Annotated in this window: 12 protein-coding genes; 6 read left to right on the top strand and 6 right to left on the bottom strand. The window is 39.2% G+C overall.

Annotated elements, in window-relative coordinates:
* Positions 1-22: 22 nt before the first annotated feature.
* The gene (locus P20480_RS07460; RefSeq protein WP_008130366.1) at positions 23-2,500 is read right to left on the bottom strand and encodes a PilZ domain-containing protein; all 2,478 of its coding nucleotides are present in this window, start codon (positions 2,498-2,500) and stop codon (positions 23-25) included.
* Between the two features lie 359 nt (positions 2,501-2,859).
* On the opposite strand from P20480_RS07460, the gene radA reads away from it, so the two are divergent.
* The 3 genes from radA (at position 2,860) to P20480_RS07475 (ending at position 6,321) form a co-directional block, all read left to right on the top strand.
* Positions 2,860-4,245 (top strand): DNA repair protein RadA, encoded by a 1,386-nt coding sequence (radA, locus tag P20480_RS07465; RefSeq protein ID WP_008130364.1) that lies wholly within the window; start codon positions 2,860-2,862, stop codon positions 4,243-4,245.
* A 74-nt stretch (positions 4,246-4,319) separates the two neighbouring features.
* Positions 4,320-5,252 (top strand): hypothetical protein, encoded by a 933-nt coding sequence (locus tag P20480_RS07470; RefSeq protein WP_008130362.1) that lies wholly within the window; start codon positions 4,320-4,322, stop codon positions 5,250-5,252.
* A 217-nt stretch (positions 5,253-5,469) separates the two neighbouring features.
* Positions 5,470-6,321 carry a tetratricopeptide repeat protein gene (locus P20480_RS07475; protein WP_008130360.1) on the top strand — a complete coding sequence of 284 codons (852 nt, stop codon included), beginning with the start codon at positions 5,470-5,472 and terminating at the stop codon, positions 6,319-6,321.
* A gap of 324 nt (positions 6,322-6,645) precedes the next feature.
* On the opposite strand, the gene serA is transcribed toward P20480_RS07475, so the two are convergent.
* The 5 genes from serA to metK all read right to left on the bottom strand — a co-directional run bounded on the left by serA (position 6,646) and on the right by metK (position 11,072).
* Positions 6,646-7,875: a phosphoglycerate dehydrogenase gene (gene serA / locus P20480_RS07480; RefSeq protein WP_006791939.1), complete on the bottom strand. Its 1,230-nt coding sequence runs from the start codon at positions 7,873-7,875 to the stop codon at positions 6,646-6,648.
* 9 nt (positions 7,876-7,884) lie between these two features.
* Entirely contained in the window at positions 7,885-8,538 is a 654-nt protein-coding gene (gene rpiA / locus P20480_RS07485) for a ribose-5-phosphate isomerase RpiA (RefSeq protein ID WP_006791940.1), read from the bottom strand.
* A gap of 53 nt (positions 8,539-8,591) precedes the next feature.
* Entirely contained in the window at positions 8,592-9,188 is a 597-nt protein-coding gene (locus P20480_RS07490) for a 5-formyltetrahydrofolate cyclo-ligase (protein WP_008130357.1), read from the bottom strand.
* Between the two features lie 20 nt (positions 9,189-9,208).
* Positions 9,209-9,757 carry a hypothetical protein gene (locus P20480_RS07495; protein WP_008130355.1) on the bottom strand — a complete coding sequence of 183 codons (549 nt, stop codon included), beginning with the start codon at positions 9,755-9,757 and terminating at the stop codon, positions 9,209-9,211.
* Positions 9,758-9,920: 163 nt separating this feature from the next.
* Positions 9,921-11,072 carry a methionine adenosyltransferase gene (gene metK / locus P20480_RS07500; protein WP_006791943.1) on the bottom strand — a complete coding sequence of 384 codons (1,152 nt, stop codon included), beginning with the start codon at positions 11,070-11,072 and terminating at the stop codon, positions 9,921-9,923.
* A 305-nt stretch (positions 11,073-11,377) separates the two neighbouring features.
* On the opposite strand from metK, the gene tkt reads away from it, so the two are divergent.
* The 3 genes from tkt (at position 11,378) to hpf (ending at position 14,567) form a co-directional block, all read left to right on the top strand.
* Positions 11,378-13,369, top strand: a complete 1,992-nt coding sequence (gene tkt, locus P20480_RS07505; RefSeq protein ID WP_008130353.1) for a transketolase — start codon at positions 11,378-11,380, stop codon at positions 13,367-13,369.
* A gap of 346 nt (positions 13,370-13,715) precedes the next feature.
* A complete protein-coding gene (gene ppnP / locus P20480_RS07510) occupies positions 13,716-14,030 on the top strand; it encodes a pyrimidine/purine nucleoside phosphorylase (RefSeq protein WP_006791945.1) in 315 nt (104 codons plus the stop codon).
* A gap of 180 nt (positions 14,031-14,210) precedes the next feature.
* Positions 14,211-14,567, top strand: a complete 357-nt coding sequence (hpf, locus tag P20480_RS07515) for a ribosome hibernation-promoting factor, HPF/YfiA family (RefSeq protein WP_006791946.1) — start codon at positions 14,211-14,213, stop codon at positions 14,565-14,567.
* Positions 14,568-14,588 lie beyond the last annotated feature (21 nt).

Below are 14,588 nucleotides of genomic sequence, written 5' to 3'. Positions count from 1 at the left end.
TGGTATATTAGCGTTAAACCGCTTAGCGAGAGCGGTTTAACCAAAGCAGTTTACGACGGCCCATTTGGTCAACCTTTTGTTGATCTAACTCAAAATGACTTAAAGCTTCTTCTGTAATATCAACAACATCACCCACACCCGTTACTGACCATAAAGCCTCTTCCAACTCTTTAGCTTTATGTAACGCGTATTGACTCACATAGCTAAGCTCGTTGGACAGATAATCTGTATCTGGGCGACCAGTACGCGAAATATATAATCGCATAACAAATATAATTTGAGACTTAATCCCCTTGCTAATTTGTTCATTAAAGCTGCTGTAATCTTCACCTAATATACACTGGCTTTGAATAGCTTCGGTGACTTTATCTTGTCGGGGGTCAAAATTGATTGCCAGTGTAAACGCAAGTGGCGGATCTTGTCTGCTGCGATCTTTTATATTTGGAGTGATCACATTTAAAATTTGCTCGTTAGTTATTATACTAGACACGTCCGTTTTATTGCTCAGTAAACCAAAGTTTTGTAAAAGTACATGCAGCGGACTTGAATATAAACCATAACCAATTGCACCCACTTTAAAATGTGCCGCTTCTTTGTGTAAATACAGCGGAAATTGGCAAACGCTTTTTGTTACCATGTTTCTAAGTGCTGTAGAAAGCCCTTCAATTTTAGGAGCCTCTTCACTTACCTTTAATTTGTCTTTGTTATTTTCAATCAATTGTGTGAAAAAACTAACGCCAGCATGGGGTAAGTCAGCCACTCTATTGGCTTTTAAGTTAACAGTGGTCAGTGACTTACTGATAGCCATAACCTCGTACTTGAGTTCGTTTAATGCATGCTTTTTAGTTATTTTTTGTAAATCAGGGAATGTTAAAAAGACAATGTCGCCTTTTTTAAAGCTAACAGGCTGATCGCACTCTAGTTGTAGTCCCATGACTGAAAAATCGCGTGTATGTCCACTCAATACCGTATCATTTTTATGTAATTTAACGTCGGTTTTATATAAATAGCGTTTATGCGAGCGTAAATTTACATACTCAAGCGCAACAATGTCTAAATAGGGAGCCGTTTTATGTTTGGCATGCCCAAAAAGTTTAAGCTGATTGACCAAAGCTTTATCGTAAGTTATTTGTTTATAACGCGATTGCTCAACGCTATTACCTACACTAGTTAGTACAACAATATATTTTACGTCTTTAACTAATCCTTCAACGCGAGGCGAAGGAGGTTTGTTAAGTTTTTCAATCTTACTACCAGCAGAATTTGGCAGTGAAAGTGGTATGTAAGCATCGTCAGGATGACTCGGCATTATTTGAATTTTAAAGCATTGCCAGCTTTCTTTTTGACTACCAAACCCTAAAAATAAATCACGTAGTTTGGCATTATTGTTTAATTCAGTGCGGGTTGCTGAATAGTAATAAATCTTTCCAGAGGACACATGTGTAAAGGTGTACAGGTAATCTTCTTTAACTGCTGTTGGTTGTGTTAATAACCCACTGACCCGTTTATGGTTAAGCACGTTGTATAAGCAAGGTACACTTCTTTCATCGGTAAAGTAGCGCTGAATAAAAATATTATTTTCGGTTGTTAGGCTTAGGCTGGGGTAATATTGCTCGTCTTTTTTGCTTAAAAATACATACAACGAAGTAACACGAGGTATGTAATATTGCTCATAACCTTTTGATACAACCGCATCGAGTGTGTTATCTAAATTAACTTTGTAGCGGCGTTTATTTCCGTGAATAAAGCTTTCTAAAAAGTTATCAAATGCTTCATTATTTTCAACGTAAGTTCGCTTTAAACGAATATGATTAAATTCACGTGAGATATTCTCAACGGCAACTACTTCATATTGAATGCCATTTTTTAAACCCAGTTCAAAGTCTTGCTCTAGACCCACCAAACGCATTGCTATTAGTTGGCCTTTTCTGATTATGTTGCGCTTTGCCAACTTTATTTTACAGCCACTCAAAGAAATATCAGAGGTACTTGCTTTAATATTTTTCTTATCGTTATATTCAATAGTAACTTTTATTGAATAATTCATCCTTTCTTCTGCACGGCTTTCGTAAGATGCAAATTTAATAACACTGGTATTTAGTAAATCTTCTTGCTCTTGCTTATTCCCTTTTTCGGCGGCTTCTTTTTGCATTACGCGGTGATTATTTTCCGTATTCATAACCGCTTCGTAAACAGCAAGTGTGTATTTACCATGCTGTTTTAATGCGCTTTCAAACACTTCAATGGCCGTTTCATCCATAAAGTGCTGTTTACCATTATGCTCGTAAGGTTTTACTTGTCCTGTAACTAAACCGCGTAGATCAATAAAGCGCTCGACAGGCTGAGAAAGGCGCGACATTTCCATTTTAATTAAAAACTGTTCAGGCTTCGTAAGCTCTGCTGTTTTTGATTTAAAAATTAGGTCAAACTTGGCGTTGCCTAAATATTGTTTTAGCTCATTAACGAGGGACTCGTGTTTGAGCATGATGTCATCAGCCATTTATAAAACCATCACCGTCTCTTTGAAAAAGTAGGTATACTATTAAATCCATTTATTAGAAATTCAATAAACGTAAAGCGTGCTATGTTGTTAATATAGGTACGATTTTTAGAGCAACTACCATTTAGTTTTTGTTATTATGTGTTATGTGCCATTTTATTGGCAAGTTACTTTTATTCAATTTTAAAGCAAAAACTATGCCCTAAGATATATAAAGGTAAAACAGTTAATTAGGTAATGATTGTGGCTTAAGAAATTTGCACAGGCAAGCTATGTTGCTATGTAAATAGATGAAATGGCAAAATAACAACAAAACAGTACGCATTTTTAAATTCAATGATTAATAAATAAGGTTATTAATGGCTAAAGCGGCAAAAGTAGAGTTTGTTTGTACAGAGTGTGGCATGAACTATCAACGTTGGCAGGGGCAGTGTCGTTGCGGTGCGTGGAATACATTAGCTGAATTTAAACCTTCAGCAGGGCAAAGTAAAAAAGCAACTGCACGCTCAAGTGTTGGCGGTTATGCCGGAGGTATTGGTGGTGGTTCTAAAAAAATTAATGACATAGCGACCGTCGAAGCCGAAAAACAACTCACAGAAATAGGCGAGCTTGACCGTGTTTTAAGTGGTGGTGTTACTACGGGTTCTGTAAATATTATTTCGGGCGATCCTGGTGCGGGTAAAACAACGCTTTTATCTGACTTGGTGGCAAGAATGTCAAAGCGTATGCCGTCTCTTTACTGTACCGCTGAGGAGTCTTTGTCGCAGTTTAAAAATCGTGTTAATCGCTTAAAGTTAGACTATAACGCCGATGAGCTTTATTTGCTTTCAGAAACCAGCGTTGAGACCATTATTGAAGAGCTTGATAAAAATAAAATAAAGTTTGCAGTCATCGACTCCATTCAAGCCGTTGTTACAGATACTGCAAATGGCAGCCCAGGTTCGCCTTCGCAAGTTAAAAGTGCAGCTCAAGCATTAACTCAATATTGTAAGCAAAATGACGTGACCATGTTTATTATTGCTCACGTGAATAAAAATAACGAAATTGCAGGCCCGCAAACCTTGGTGCACATTGTTGATGCGCTATTACACATAGACACCAATGATGGACAAATTCGTACCTTACGTGCCAATAAAAACCGCTTTGGTGACATTGATACTGTGGGTATTTTTAAAATGTGTGAGCGTGGAATGTTAAGCGTAGACAACCCGAGTGAGATATTTTTATCGGGCTCGACGACTGAATCCCCGGGGTCGTCTATTACCTGTATCCGTAAAGGTAATCGGAATCTATTGCTTGAAATACAATGTTTAACAACAGAAACCGAGGCTGAATTTCCACAGCGTGTTTGTGTAGGTTTAAATATGAACCGCATAAAAATGCTCACAGGTATTTTACGCAAACATACAAAAACAAAAATATTTCACGATACCTTTTTTAATATTGTGGGTGGTTTAAAAATTGATGAATCAGAAACCTGTATAGATTTAGCCCTTGTTACTGCGTTACTAAGTAGCTTGAACGAATTTGTTGTGCCTCGAACCACTTGTATTATGGGGGAGTTGAGTTTAAACGGTGATGTGCGACCAATAGACAGCGGCGTACCACGAGTTAAAGAAGCTGCACAGCATGGTTTTACAGAAATATTTATCCCATTTCGTAACTACCATAAATCAATGGAAGGCCTAGGCGCTAAAATAACTCCAGTAAAAACGGTACATGAGTTATTGAGCCTGATTAATTAACGCTTACAGCGACTGGTATGCAATGTTACTCTTGGGTTAATACAATTTTTATAAAAATAGAATAAGGAAATAATATGAAAAAATTAATTATAGCCGCAGCGATTATTGCCGCAGGTGTTGGCGGCGTTAGCTACGTTAACTATGTTGCAACCCAAGAGGTTCGTGCTGAAGTAGACAAGCAGCTGGCCATGGTGAGTGAGCAAACGGGTGCAACATTTAAATATGCTGGCTTATCTGCAAGTGTTATTTCAAAAAGTGTTGAAATTACAAGTATGGAAGTAATAAGCCCTGAGGGCGAGAGCGTAGCCAACGTTCAAAGTATTGAAGTTAAAGGCTACGAAACCGATAAAATTTCGCCGCATACATCGCTTGATGTAAAAAATCTGACGCTCAGTAAAGACTTTATTGCCACACTGCCTGCTGACACAAATGCCATATTAGCATCAGCAAGTTACAATCTGCATTCATCTTTAGATTATAATGAAGAGTCGGGTGAAAGCGATATGGTTGTAAAGCTCAATGCTAAAGATGTAATCAGTTTTAATATGGACTTAGGGCTAGCTAATTCTAAACCGCTTATGGATACGTCGCTTGCGATGAGCAAAGAACAAAAGCAAGCGGGTGATACCCCATTAACTTATGAGCAGCAACTGCAACAGCAAACACGTATGATGCAAGCAATGAGCAAGCTTGAACCCCGTAACGCAAGCTTTGTTATAAATAATCAAGGTAAACTTAAAGATTTATTAGAAAGTGAGCTTTCAAAGCAAGGTATGACTATTGAGCAAATGCAAGCAATGTTAGCCCAGCAGTTAGAGCAAGCGCCTGTAACTGAAGAAATAGCGAATGCGTTAACCAGCTTTGCCAGCGGTTTAAATTCGTTAACTGTTTCAGCAAAATTGCCTGAAGGCCAAACTATGATGGAAGTTAACCAGCAATTAATGATGCTAGCTGGTAAGCCAGAAGAACTGGTAAAGTTTATAAATTTAGAAGTTAAAGGCGAGTAAATAACTCGAGTTTTGAACCGTTAAAGCGTGATTAGTACTCGCGCTTTTTCACTTGCATTGGTTAGTTTTTAGATTTCAAATATTTAACAGAGTAATTGATAATTTGATTTAAGTTTTATTCGGTTACTTCAATATAATTAAACCAGCAGTGCTTTGTTTACAATTTGCTCTTTTTTATTGTATATTATTTAAAATACATACGGAAATGGAGCTAGTAATGCGCTTATTGCTAATTATCACTCAGGTCATCATATTATTTATTTCTTATACTTCGTCAGCCAAAACTAACTTTGAGCAAAATATTAATGTCGAATCATGCTCTACAGATAAGTGTAAACAAGAATTTCAAAAGTTAAGAGGTTATGTTCGTTTGGATGTGCCTCTTGCACATGAAATGATTGGCACTTTTTATTACAATGGCTATGGTACAGAACAAAACTTAGAGAAAGCGCGCCGATACTTTTATAATGGATCACGCTATGGCTTGCCAAATAGTAAATTCAAGCTTGGAATTATGATGCTTGAGGGACAAGGTGGTGAGGTGAATACTACTCTTGGACTTACAAACCTTCGCCATGCTGCCAAGACTCTACCAAAAGCTAATTACTTTATTGCTTTATACTTACTAACTAATAACCCATCACAAGCGGAAATTTTAGAGGCTAAAGAAAAGCTCGAACTAGCAGCACATAAAGGGCATCCAAGGGCAAACTACTTATTAGCTAAAATTTATGAATCGGCAATTCTGGGTGAGGCTGATAAAGAAAAAGCGATTGAACTTTATAAAGTGGCTGCAATTAAAGACCCAAGAGCAAAACAAAAGCTTATAAATTTAGGTGTTGATTTACTCAGAGAACCCGATAATAAAGACATCGAACGCATAGCTGTCGTTAGAAAAAAACAAACGATTGATCTATTCATATCCGGTTTAAAAAACATGCCAAATGTGAGGCACGGAACATCAAGCCGAATAAAAGGTGCAGCGTGCAATGTTTCTATGAATTGTGAAAGCGTTAGTGGAGATGAAGATATAAAACGGTTTATTCAAGGCGCTTCTAAAGGTTTATAAATTTAAGTGGTACATGATTTTTTGACAAATCAAAATTTGTGTTGGAGATAGACAACTCGCTTATCATAGTAAGTCTGTAAAAGCGCTTTATTGATAAAAATCAATAGAGCGTATTTTTCTAATTCTCCCAATAATACTAATCTAAAACTTTCTTTAAGTAGTTGTTAACCAGCATAATTAAGCTTTAAAGGCACACCCCAGTCCTATATTAAATATTAATTTTGCTTGTTTAATTGATCTATAAAGCTATTTAGGTGATAAATAGCTAAGCATTTAAATATACTTAAAATTTAACCGTACCCAGAGGGCACGGCTAAATAATGTTTAGTGAAGAATACGCGCTCTAATTGTTCCTTCAACTGCACTTAGCTCTTTAAGCGCTACTTCAGAGTGGTCGGTATCAACGTCAATAACCACATAACCAATTGCTTCATCAGTTTGTAAGTACTGAGCCGCTATATTGATACCGTGCTGCGCAAACGCTTGGTTAATTTGCGTTAACACACCTGGGCGGTTGTGGTGAACATGCAATAAGCGACTACGGTTAGCAAGCTCTGGCAGTGATACCTCAGGGAAGTTAACGGCGGTAATTGTAGAGCCGTTATCTGAATATTTAGCCAATTTACCTGCCACTTCAATGCCAATATTTTCTTGAGCTTCTTGAGTTGAACCACCAATATGCGGCGTTAAAATAACGTTATCGAAGTCGCGTAGTGGCGATACAAACTCTTCATCGTTAGATTTAGGTTCAACAGGGAACACATCAATTGCTGCACCACTTAGCTTTTTCTCGCTAAGTGATTCTGCAAGGGCATCAATATCAACAACGGTGCCGCGAGAGGCGTTAATTAAAATAGCGCCTTGTTTCATTACCGCAAGCTCTGCCGAACCGATTAAGTTTTTGGTTTGTGGTGTTTCTGGCACATGCAAACTAATTACATCAGAGCGCTGAAGTAGCTGAGTCAAGTTATGCACTTGTTTTGCATTACCCAGTGTTAGCTTATCTTCAATATCGTAAAATTCGACGTTCATACCAATATTTTCAGCCATAATACCTAGCTGAGTACCAATGTGGCCATAGCCAATAATACCCAACGTTTTACCACGTGCTTCAAATGAACCCGTTGCTGTTTTTAGCCACTCACCACGGTGAGCCGCAGCATTTCGCTCAGGTATACCGCGAAGTAAAAGTAGTATTTCACCAAGTACTAGCTCTGCAACAGAGCGTGTATTTGAAAATGGCGCATTAAATACAGCAATACCACGCTGGCGAGCGTTACTTAAGTCAACTTGGTTTGTGCCAATACAAAAACAACCAATGGCAATCAGCTTCTCTGCAGCATCTAAAACAGCTTCGTTAATATGAGTACGAGAACGCAGACCTACAAAGTGAGCGTCTTTAATACGTTCTTTAAGCTCGTCTTCAGGTAGCGATGTTTTAACGTAGTCTATATTGCTGTAACCATTTCGTTTTAGCGTTTCAACTGCGCTTTGGTGCACACCTTCAAGCAAGAGAATTTTAATTTTGTCTTTTGCTAACGATACCTTACTCATAACCTCATCCTATTTAATTTGAGGCCCATTTTTAGTGCCGATAATTACTTTATCAGCACCACGCATCGCAAATAGGCCATTGGTAACTACGCCAACAATTTGATTTATATCTGTCTCAAGTTGCTTAGCATTGGTAATATTTAAATTATATACGTCTAAAATAACGTTACCGTTATCGGTAACCACACCTTGGCGGTAGACTGGGTCGCCGCCTAACTTTAATAACTCACGTGCTACGTAGCTGCGCGCCATTGGAATAACTTCAACTGGAAGCGGAAATTCCCCCAATGTGTCCACTAGTTTGGTGTCATCAACAATACACACAAACTGCTTAGCAACTGCAGCCACAATTTTTTCACGGGTAAGTGCAGCACCACCGCCTTTAATCATTTCGTTTTGAGCGTTAATTTCATCCGCGCCGTCGATATAAACATCGAGTACATCGATATCGTTTAGCTCAAATACTTCAATACCGAGCTCTTTTAAACGCGCTGTAGAAGCTTCAGAGCTTGATACTGCACCTACTAAAGTGTCTTTAACTGTGCCAAGGGCATCAATAAAGTGATTAACGGTTGAGCCTGTGCCTACACCTACTATCGTGTTTTCTTTTACAAACTCGAGTGCAGCCCATGCTGCTGCTTTTTTTAATTCGTCTTGTGTCATTATTTTGTGCTCATGTATGTCAAACGTGTGCTGCAAGTATGCGAATAATCACATCACCAGCAGTAATTTTTGTTGGGTGTTATTATGGTTTTAAGCGGTACGTCCCAAGACTCTATTGGCAATACATCAACTTTTTGGCACTCATGTGCAAGGCCTATAAGTCGTGGTTTTTGCCAGTTTTCATCGTGTAAACGAGCCAGTGTTCTATCGTAAAACCCACCTCCCATTCCTAAGCGATTACCTTGATTATCGAATGCAACTAATGGCATAAGTAAGTAGTCCAGCTCGGGTAAAGGGCATATTTGACTGCAATTTAGCTTAGGTTCAAAGATACCATAGCGATTTGCCTTCATGGGTGAGTTTTTCTCATAGCGCTGAAACAGCAAAGTGGCGCCATTAAATGGGTGTATTATTGGTAGGTAAATAACGTGATTTAAGTTCCATAATTCTTTAATTAACAAGGAGGTATCAAGCTCTCCGTCGTTACTTAAATAAATGGCGATATGTTGGTTTTTAGCTGTTTTTTTTGTTTTTAAGTATTGAATAAAATTCATACTTAAAGATTGAGATGCTAAATTTTGCTGTTCATTAGACAAATTATTACGTAATTCGCGAATAGATTTTCTTATTTGGGCGCGTGAATCGCTCATTTTTCAAACTTACCAACTAATTAAAAAGCAAATAAAGCAGGAAACGCCAAGTACACCGCAAGTATAATAAGCAACGTAACAACCGTAGCTATTAACGAATAAAGCAATGCATTACTGCGTTTTTTAGGCTGAGTTATTAGGTCTTCTTCAAGTAATAGCTCTTCGTTTTGCCATTCGTCTTCATCTACTTCAGGGTTTTTTGTTTGGTTTTCAGGTAAGCGCTGCTCAAGGTCTTCGAGTTTTTCTTCTAGCCTGATTAAACTGCTGGTTATGTAGTCTAATGCGTCAAAAATACGCTCATCTCGCTGGCTATCACTTACCGTTTGAGTGGTTTTTTCAGTATTTGTCGATACAGCTTGAAGCTTACTTTTAATACCCATTCCAACAAGTAGCTTAGCTTGTTTTAATGCTTTGTTTTTATCGCTAGGCGCAAATAAAGGCTTACCTTTAAAAAATAAGGCTACTTTTTCTTCTGAGATCTTTAGTTTTGCCGCCAGTGTTGTACACGCTGTTTTTGAGTCAACGTTATCAGCGAGTCCAGCAAACATAACGCGAAAGTTATCGGTCATTTAAATATCCCTAAAGCTTTATAATTAAATGAGTATATACCTAAAGTATAAAAAAGTTCGAGGACCAATTAATAGTTATTTTTTAAACTATGAATTAGCGTTGCGTTACATAATTGCTAGCTATAAAAAAGGCCCTTAAAAGGGCCGTTTTTTTGCTTTAGTCTTAAAGACCCGCTGCTGCTCGAAGTGCGTCAGCTTTATCTGTGCGTTCCCATGGGAATTCGTCACGGCCAAAGTGGCCGTAAGCTGCAGTAGGAAGGTAGATAGGGCGCTCTAAATCAAGCATTTGAATTAAGCCGTAAGGGCGTAGGTCAAAATGTTCACGAATTAATTCGATTAAACGTGCTTCTTCTAATTTACCAGTACCAAACGTTTCAACACTAATAGAAGTTGGCTCTGCAACACCTATTGCGTAAGATACTTGTAATTCACACTTATCAGCAAGGCCAGCAGCCACTACGTTTTTAGCCACGTAACGTGCAGCGTATGCAGCTGAGCGGTCAACTTTTGATGGATCTTTACCAGAGAAAGCACCACCACCGTGACGTGCCATACCGCCGTATGTATCAACAATGATTTTACGACCTGTTAAACCACAATCACCCATTGGACCACCAATTACAAATCGGCCTGTTGGGTTAATAAAAAACTTAGTTGCGCTTGTGATTAGTTCAGCAGGAAGTACTGGCTTGATGATGGTTTCCATCACAGCTTCTACTAAATCGTTTTGAGAGATGTCTTCGCTGTGCTGAGTTGACAGAACAACCGCATCAATACCTACTGGCTTACCGTTTTCGTATGCAAAAGTAACTTGAGATTTTGCATCTGGACGTAACCAGTTAAGCTCGCCGCTTTTACGTACTTGTGCTTGACGTTGAACTAAACGGTGAGAATACGTGATAGGTGCAGGCATTAACACTTCAGTTTCGTTACATGCGTAACCAAACATTAAACCTTGGTCGCCAGCGCCTTGCTCTTCTGGGCTAGTACGGTCAACACCTTGGTTAATGTCTGGAGACTGTTTACCAATGGTGTTCAAAATTGCACACGAGTCAGCATCAAAACCCATATCTGAGTGAGTGTAGCCAATTTCACGTACTGTTTTACGCGTAATCTCTTCTATATCAACCCATGCGCTAGTAGTGATTTCACCACCAACCATAACCATACCTGTTTTCACGTATGTTTCGCACGCAACGCGGGCATGAGAGTCTTGCTCTAGGATAGCATCAAGAACCGCATCAGAGATTTGGTCGGCGATTTTATCCGGATGACCTTCAGAAACAGATTCAGAAGTAAATAAATGTTTTGCCATTGTAATTATGCTCACAAATATTGCGCTTCACAAACGTCGGTATTAGCGCTAAAAAATTAAGGGGCGTATTTTATCTAAAACGAAACACCTTGCATAGTGTTTTTACGCCTAGACGTCTAAATTAAATTAGTTATGACATTATGGTCTTAAAAAATATTCATAATACCTCATTTTTATAGGGTTTTTAATTGCACACAGCCCCCACAATAAGTAAGAATGGTCGCAATAAAAGTGCTCTTGTAACTTGAGTACATAAACGAACACATAAATACCCGCGCAAATACATATATAAGGTAGGAGAATTCATGCCATCTCGCAAAGAACTTGCAAATGCTATTCGCGTCTTGTCAATGGACGCAGTACAAAAGGCCAAATCTGGTCACCCTGGAGCCCCTATGGGCATGGCTGATATCGCAGAAGTATTATGGCGCGATTATCTAAAACATAATCCATCAAATCCAGAGTGGGCAGACCGAGATCGATTTATACTGTCAAACGGCCACGGTTCAATGCTTATCTATTCTTTATTGCACTTAAGTGGTTATGATTTACCGTTGGACGAAATTAAAAACTTCCGTCAAATGCACTCTAAAACACCAGGCCACCCAGAATACGGTTATGCGCCAGGTATCGAGACCACTACGGGCCCACTAGGCCAAGGGATCACAAATGCGGTAGGCATGGCAATTGCTGAAAAAGCGCTTGCGGCACAATTTAACCGTGAAGGTCACGACATTGTTGATCACCATACCTATGCATTCATGGGCGACGGTTGTTTAATGGAAGGCATTTCGCATGAAGCCTGTTCGCTTGCCGGCACATTAGGCCTAGGCAAGCTGGTTGCTTTTTGGGATGACAACGGCATTTCTATTGATGGTGAAGTTGAAGGTTGGTTTAGCGATGACACACCTGCACGTTTTAAAGCGTACGGCTGGCACGTAATTAGTGACGTTGATGGCCACGACAGCGATGCAGTAAGTGCTGCAATTAGCGAAGCAAAAAGCGTGACTGATAAACCAACACTAATTTGTTGTAAAACAATTATTGGTTACGGTTCACCTAATAAATCGGGTAGCCACGACTGTCACGGTGCACCACTTGGCGATGACGAAATTAAAGCATCGCGTGAGTTTTTAGGTTGGACGGGCGATGCCTTTGAAATCCCTGAAGACATTTACGCACAGTGGGATGGAAAAGCTAAAGGCCAAGAGCTTGAATCAAGCTGGGACGAAAAGTTTGCAGCCTATGCAAAAGCATTCCCAGAGCTTGCAGCTGAGTACAAACGCCGTACAAATTCAGATCTACCTGCCGATTGGGCTGAAAAGTCACAAGCGTATATTGAGCAGTTACAAGCAAACCCGGCAAATCCAGCATCTCGTAAAGCGTCACAAAATGCATTAAATGCATTTGGTCCATTATTACCAGAATTTATGGGTGGCTCTGCCGATTTAGCGGGTTCAAACTTAACAATTTGGGAAGGCTCTAAAGGCCTAACAGCTGACGATGCAAGTGGTAACTACGTTTACTACGGTGTGCGTGAGTTTGGTATGTCGGCAATTATGAACGGTATTGCACTTCATAAAGGCTTTATTCCTTACGGTGCAACGTTCTTAATGTTTATGGAATATGCACGCAACGCGGTTCGTATGGCTGCATTAATGAAGCAACCAAGCATTTTTGTATACACGCACGATTCGATTGGTTTAGGTGAAGATGGTCCAACTCACCAACCAGTAGAGCAAATTGCCAGCATGCGTTTAACGCCTAACCTTTATAACTGGCGCCCGTGTGACCAAGTTGAGTCAGCAATTGCATGGCAACAAGCTATTGAACGTAAAGACGGTCCTACATCGTTAATATTCACACGCCAAGGTCTTGAGCAACAGCCGCGTGACGCACAACAGTTAAGCGACGTCAAAAAGGGTGGTTACATCCTTAGCTGTGACGGCAACCCAGAGCTAATTATTATTGCAACCGGTTCTGAGGTGCAATTAGCACAAGATTCAGCTACTGAATTACGCAGCCAAGGTAAAAAGGTACGTGTTGTATCTATGCCATGTACTGATGCATTTGAAGATCAATCGCCTGAGTACAAAGAAAGCGTATTACCAGCAAGCGTTTCTCGTCGCGTAGCGGTAGAGGCAGGTATTGCTGATTACTGGTACAAGTATGTAGGCCTAAATGGCGCCGTAGTCGGTATGACCACCTTTGGTGAGTCTGCACCAGCTAACGAGTTGTTTGAGCACTTTGGCTTTACGGTTGAAAACATTGTAAGTAAAGCAAACGCACTTTTTTAATCGTTTTTGATTAAATAAGTTAAGTAACTTAAAAACCCGCCAATGTGCGGGTTTTTTTATGCCCATATATGAAACAACTTCATCTTATACCAATCCGCTTAATTAAGTGATCTATTTTGAGGATAGATAAACGTGTTGATAGCTAGGCAAAAAATTCGTTATTTAGTTGTTCTAAATGAGGGTTTTTAACGCAGATAGCGACACTTTTAGCCCCTAAAAATGATTAAGTATTATTGCGAATTGGTATTAAGCGTTACTGCTTTTCTTGCAAGAAAGTAAGCTATCAGGCAAGGTAGTGCGATAAAATTTATAAATAAAGATCTTTAAATTAATAGCAGGAGCTAAAATGTCTCAGTTTGAAAATGTAAGCGTAGTTAAAAAGGCCAACGTGTATTTTGACGGTAAAGTGTCAAGCCGTACGGTTGTATTTAGCGATGGAACTACCAAAACATTAGGCTTTATGCAGCCGGGTGAGTTTGTATTCGATACCAGTAAAAAAGAACTCATGGAGCTTTTAGGTGGCCAGTGGGATATTTTATTACCAGGGGCAAGCGAGTGGAAAACATTTAATGCGGGCGAGTCGTTTAATGTAGACGCTAACGTAAGCTTTAAAGTAAAAGTAAGTGATTTTGCCGACTACTGTTGCTCGTACACAGATTAATAGCTAGCACAGCTAGACGTCTGAAAGCCCATGGTTTATGGGCTTTGCATAAACTTTGCGCAACACATGATTTAAATCACCAAAAACCGCAAATAAACCTCAAATATCTCTCTTTTTTCCTTGTGTTAATCTAAATAGCCCCCAATACTATTTATGAGGTAACAAATAAAAGGATACCCTATGAAAATTAATCTTTCTGGTCACCATGTTGAAGTTACTGACTCTATTAGAGAGCACATCAACGAAAAATTTTCTAAAATTGAGAGCCACTTTCCATCACTTATTTCTCTCGATATGATCTTGTCTAAAGAGCATCATAAAATCCAAGCCGAAATTAGCACTAATTACGAAGGTGCGCGAATATCAGTAAAAGGGGAAAACGAAGTAATGTACCCAGCTATTGCAAGCGCAGCTAAAAAACTCGATGCAGCACTAAAACATCGAAAAGGGCAAATAAAAGCAAATTTACACGAAAAGCCTGTAAGTACAACGCCAGAAATAGCGCACGAAATCATCCAAGAGATGGAACTAAAATAATATTTAGTCCCAAAGTACTAT

Origin of the sequence: Pseudoalteromonas sp. BSi20480 (assembly GCF_000241365.1) — a bacterium.
Classification (GTDB): Bacteria; Pseudomonadota; Gammaproteobacteria; order Enterobacterales; family Alteromonadaceae; genus Pseudoalteromonas; species Pseudoalteromonas marina.
Note: the sequence above shows the minus strand (reverse complement) of the source record. Positions and strands in the feature narration are given on the sequence as shown.

Bases quoted from the DNA above. Each gene is read 5' to 3' on its own strand.
- rpiA (WP_006791940.1), bottom strand. From the start codon at position 8,538: ATGACACAAGACGAATTAAAAAAAGCAGCAGCATGGGCTGCACTCGAG.
- P20480_RS07475 (WP_008130360.1), top strand. From the start codon at position 5,470: ATGCGCTTATTGCTAATTATCACTCAGGTCATCATATTATTTATTTCT.
- radA (WP_008130364.1), top strand. From the start codon at position 2,860: ATGGCTAAAGCGGCAAAAGTAGAGTTTGTTTGTACAGAGTGTGGCATG.
- tkt (WP_008130353.1), top strand. From the start codon at position 11,378: ATGCCATCTCGCAAAGAACTTGCAAATGCTATTCGCGTCTTGTCAATG.
- P20480_RS07460 (WP_008130366.1), bottom strand. From the start codon at position 2,500: ATGGCTGATGACATCATGCTCAAACACGAGTCCCTCGTTAATGAGCTA.
- metK (WP_006791943.1), bottom strand. From the start codon at position 11,072: ATGGCAAAACATTTATTTACTTCTGAATCTGTTTCTGAAGGTCATCCG.
- serA (WP_006791939.1), bottom strand. From the start codon at position 7,875: ATGAGTAAGGTATCGTTAGCAAAAGACAAAATTAAAATTCTCTTGCTT.
- P20480_RS07470 (WP_008130362.1), top strand. From the start codon at position 4,320: ATGAAAAAATTAATTATAGCCGCAGCGATTATTGCCGCAGGTGTTGGC.
- hpf (WP_006791946.1), top strand. From the start codon at position 14,211: ATGAAAATTAATCTTTCTGGTCACCATGTTGAAGTTACTGACTCTATT.
- P20480_RS07495 (WP_008130355.1), bottom strand. From the start codon at position 9,757: ATGACCGATAACTTTCGCGTTATGTTTGCTGGACTCGCTGATAACGTT.
- ppnP (WP_006791945.1), top strand. From the start codon at position 13,716: ATGTCTCAGTTTGAAAATGTAAGCGTAGTTAAAAAGGCCAACGTGTAT.
- P20480_RS07490 (WP_008130357.1), bottom strand. From the start codon at position 9,188: ATGAGCGATTCACGCGCCCAAATAAGAAAATCTATTCGCGAATTACGT.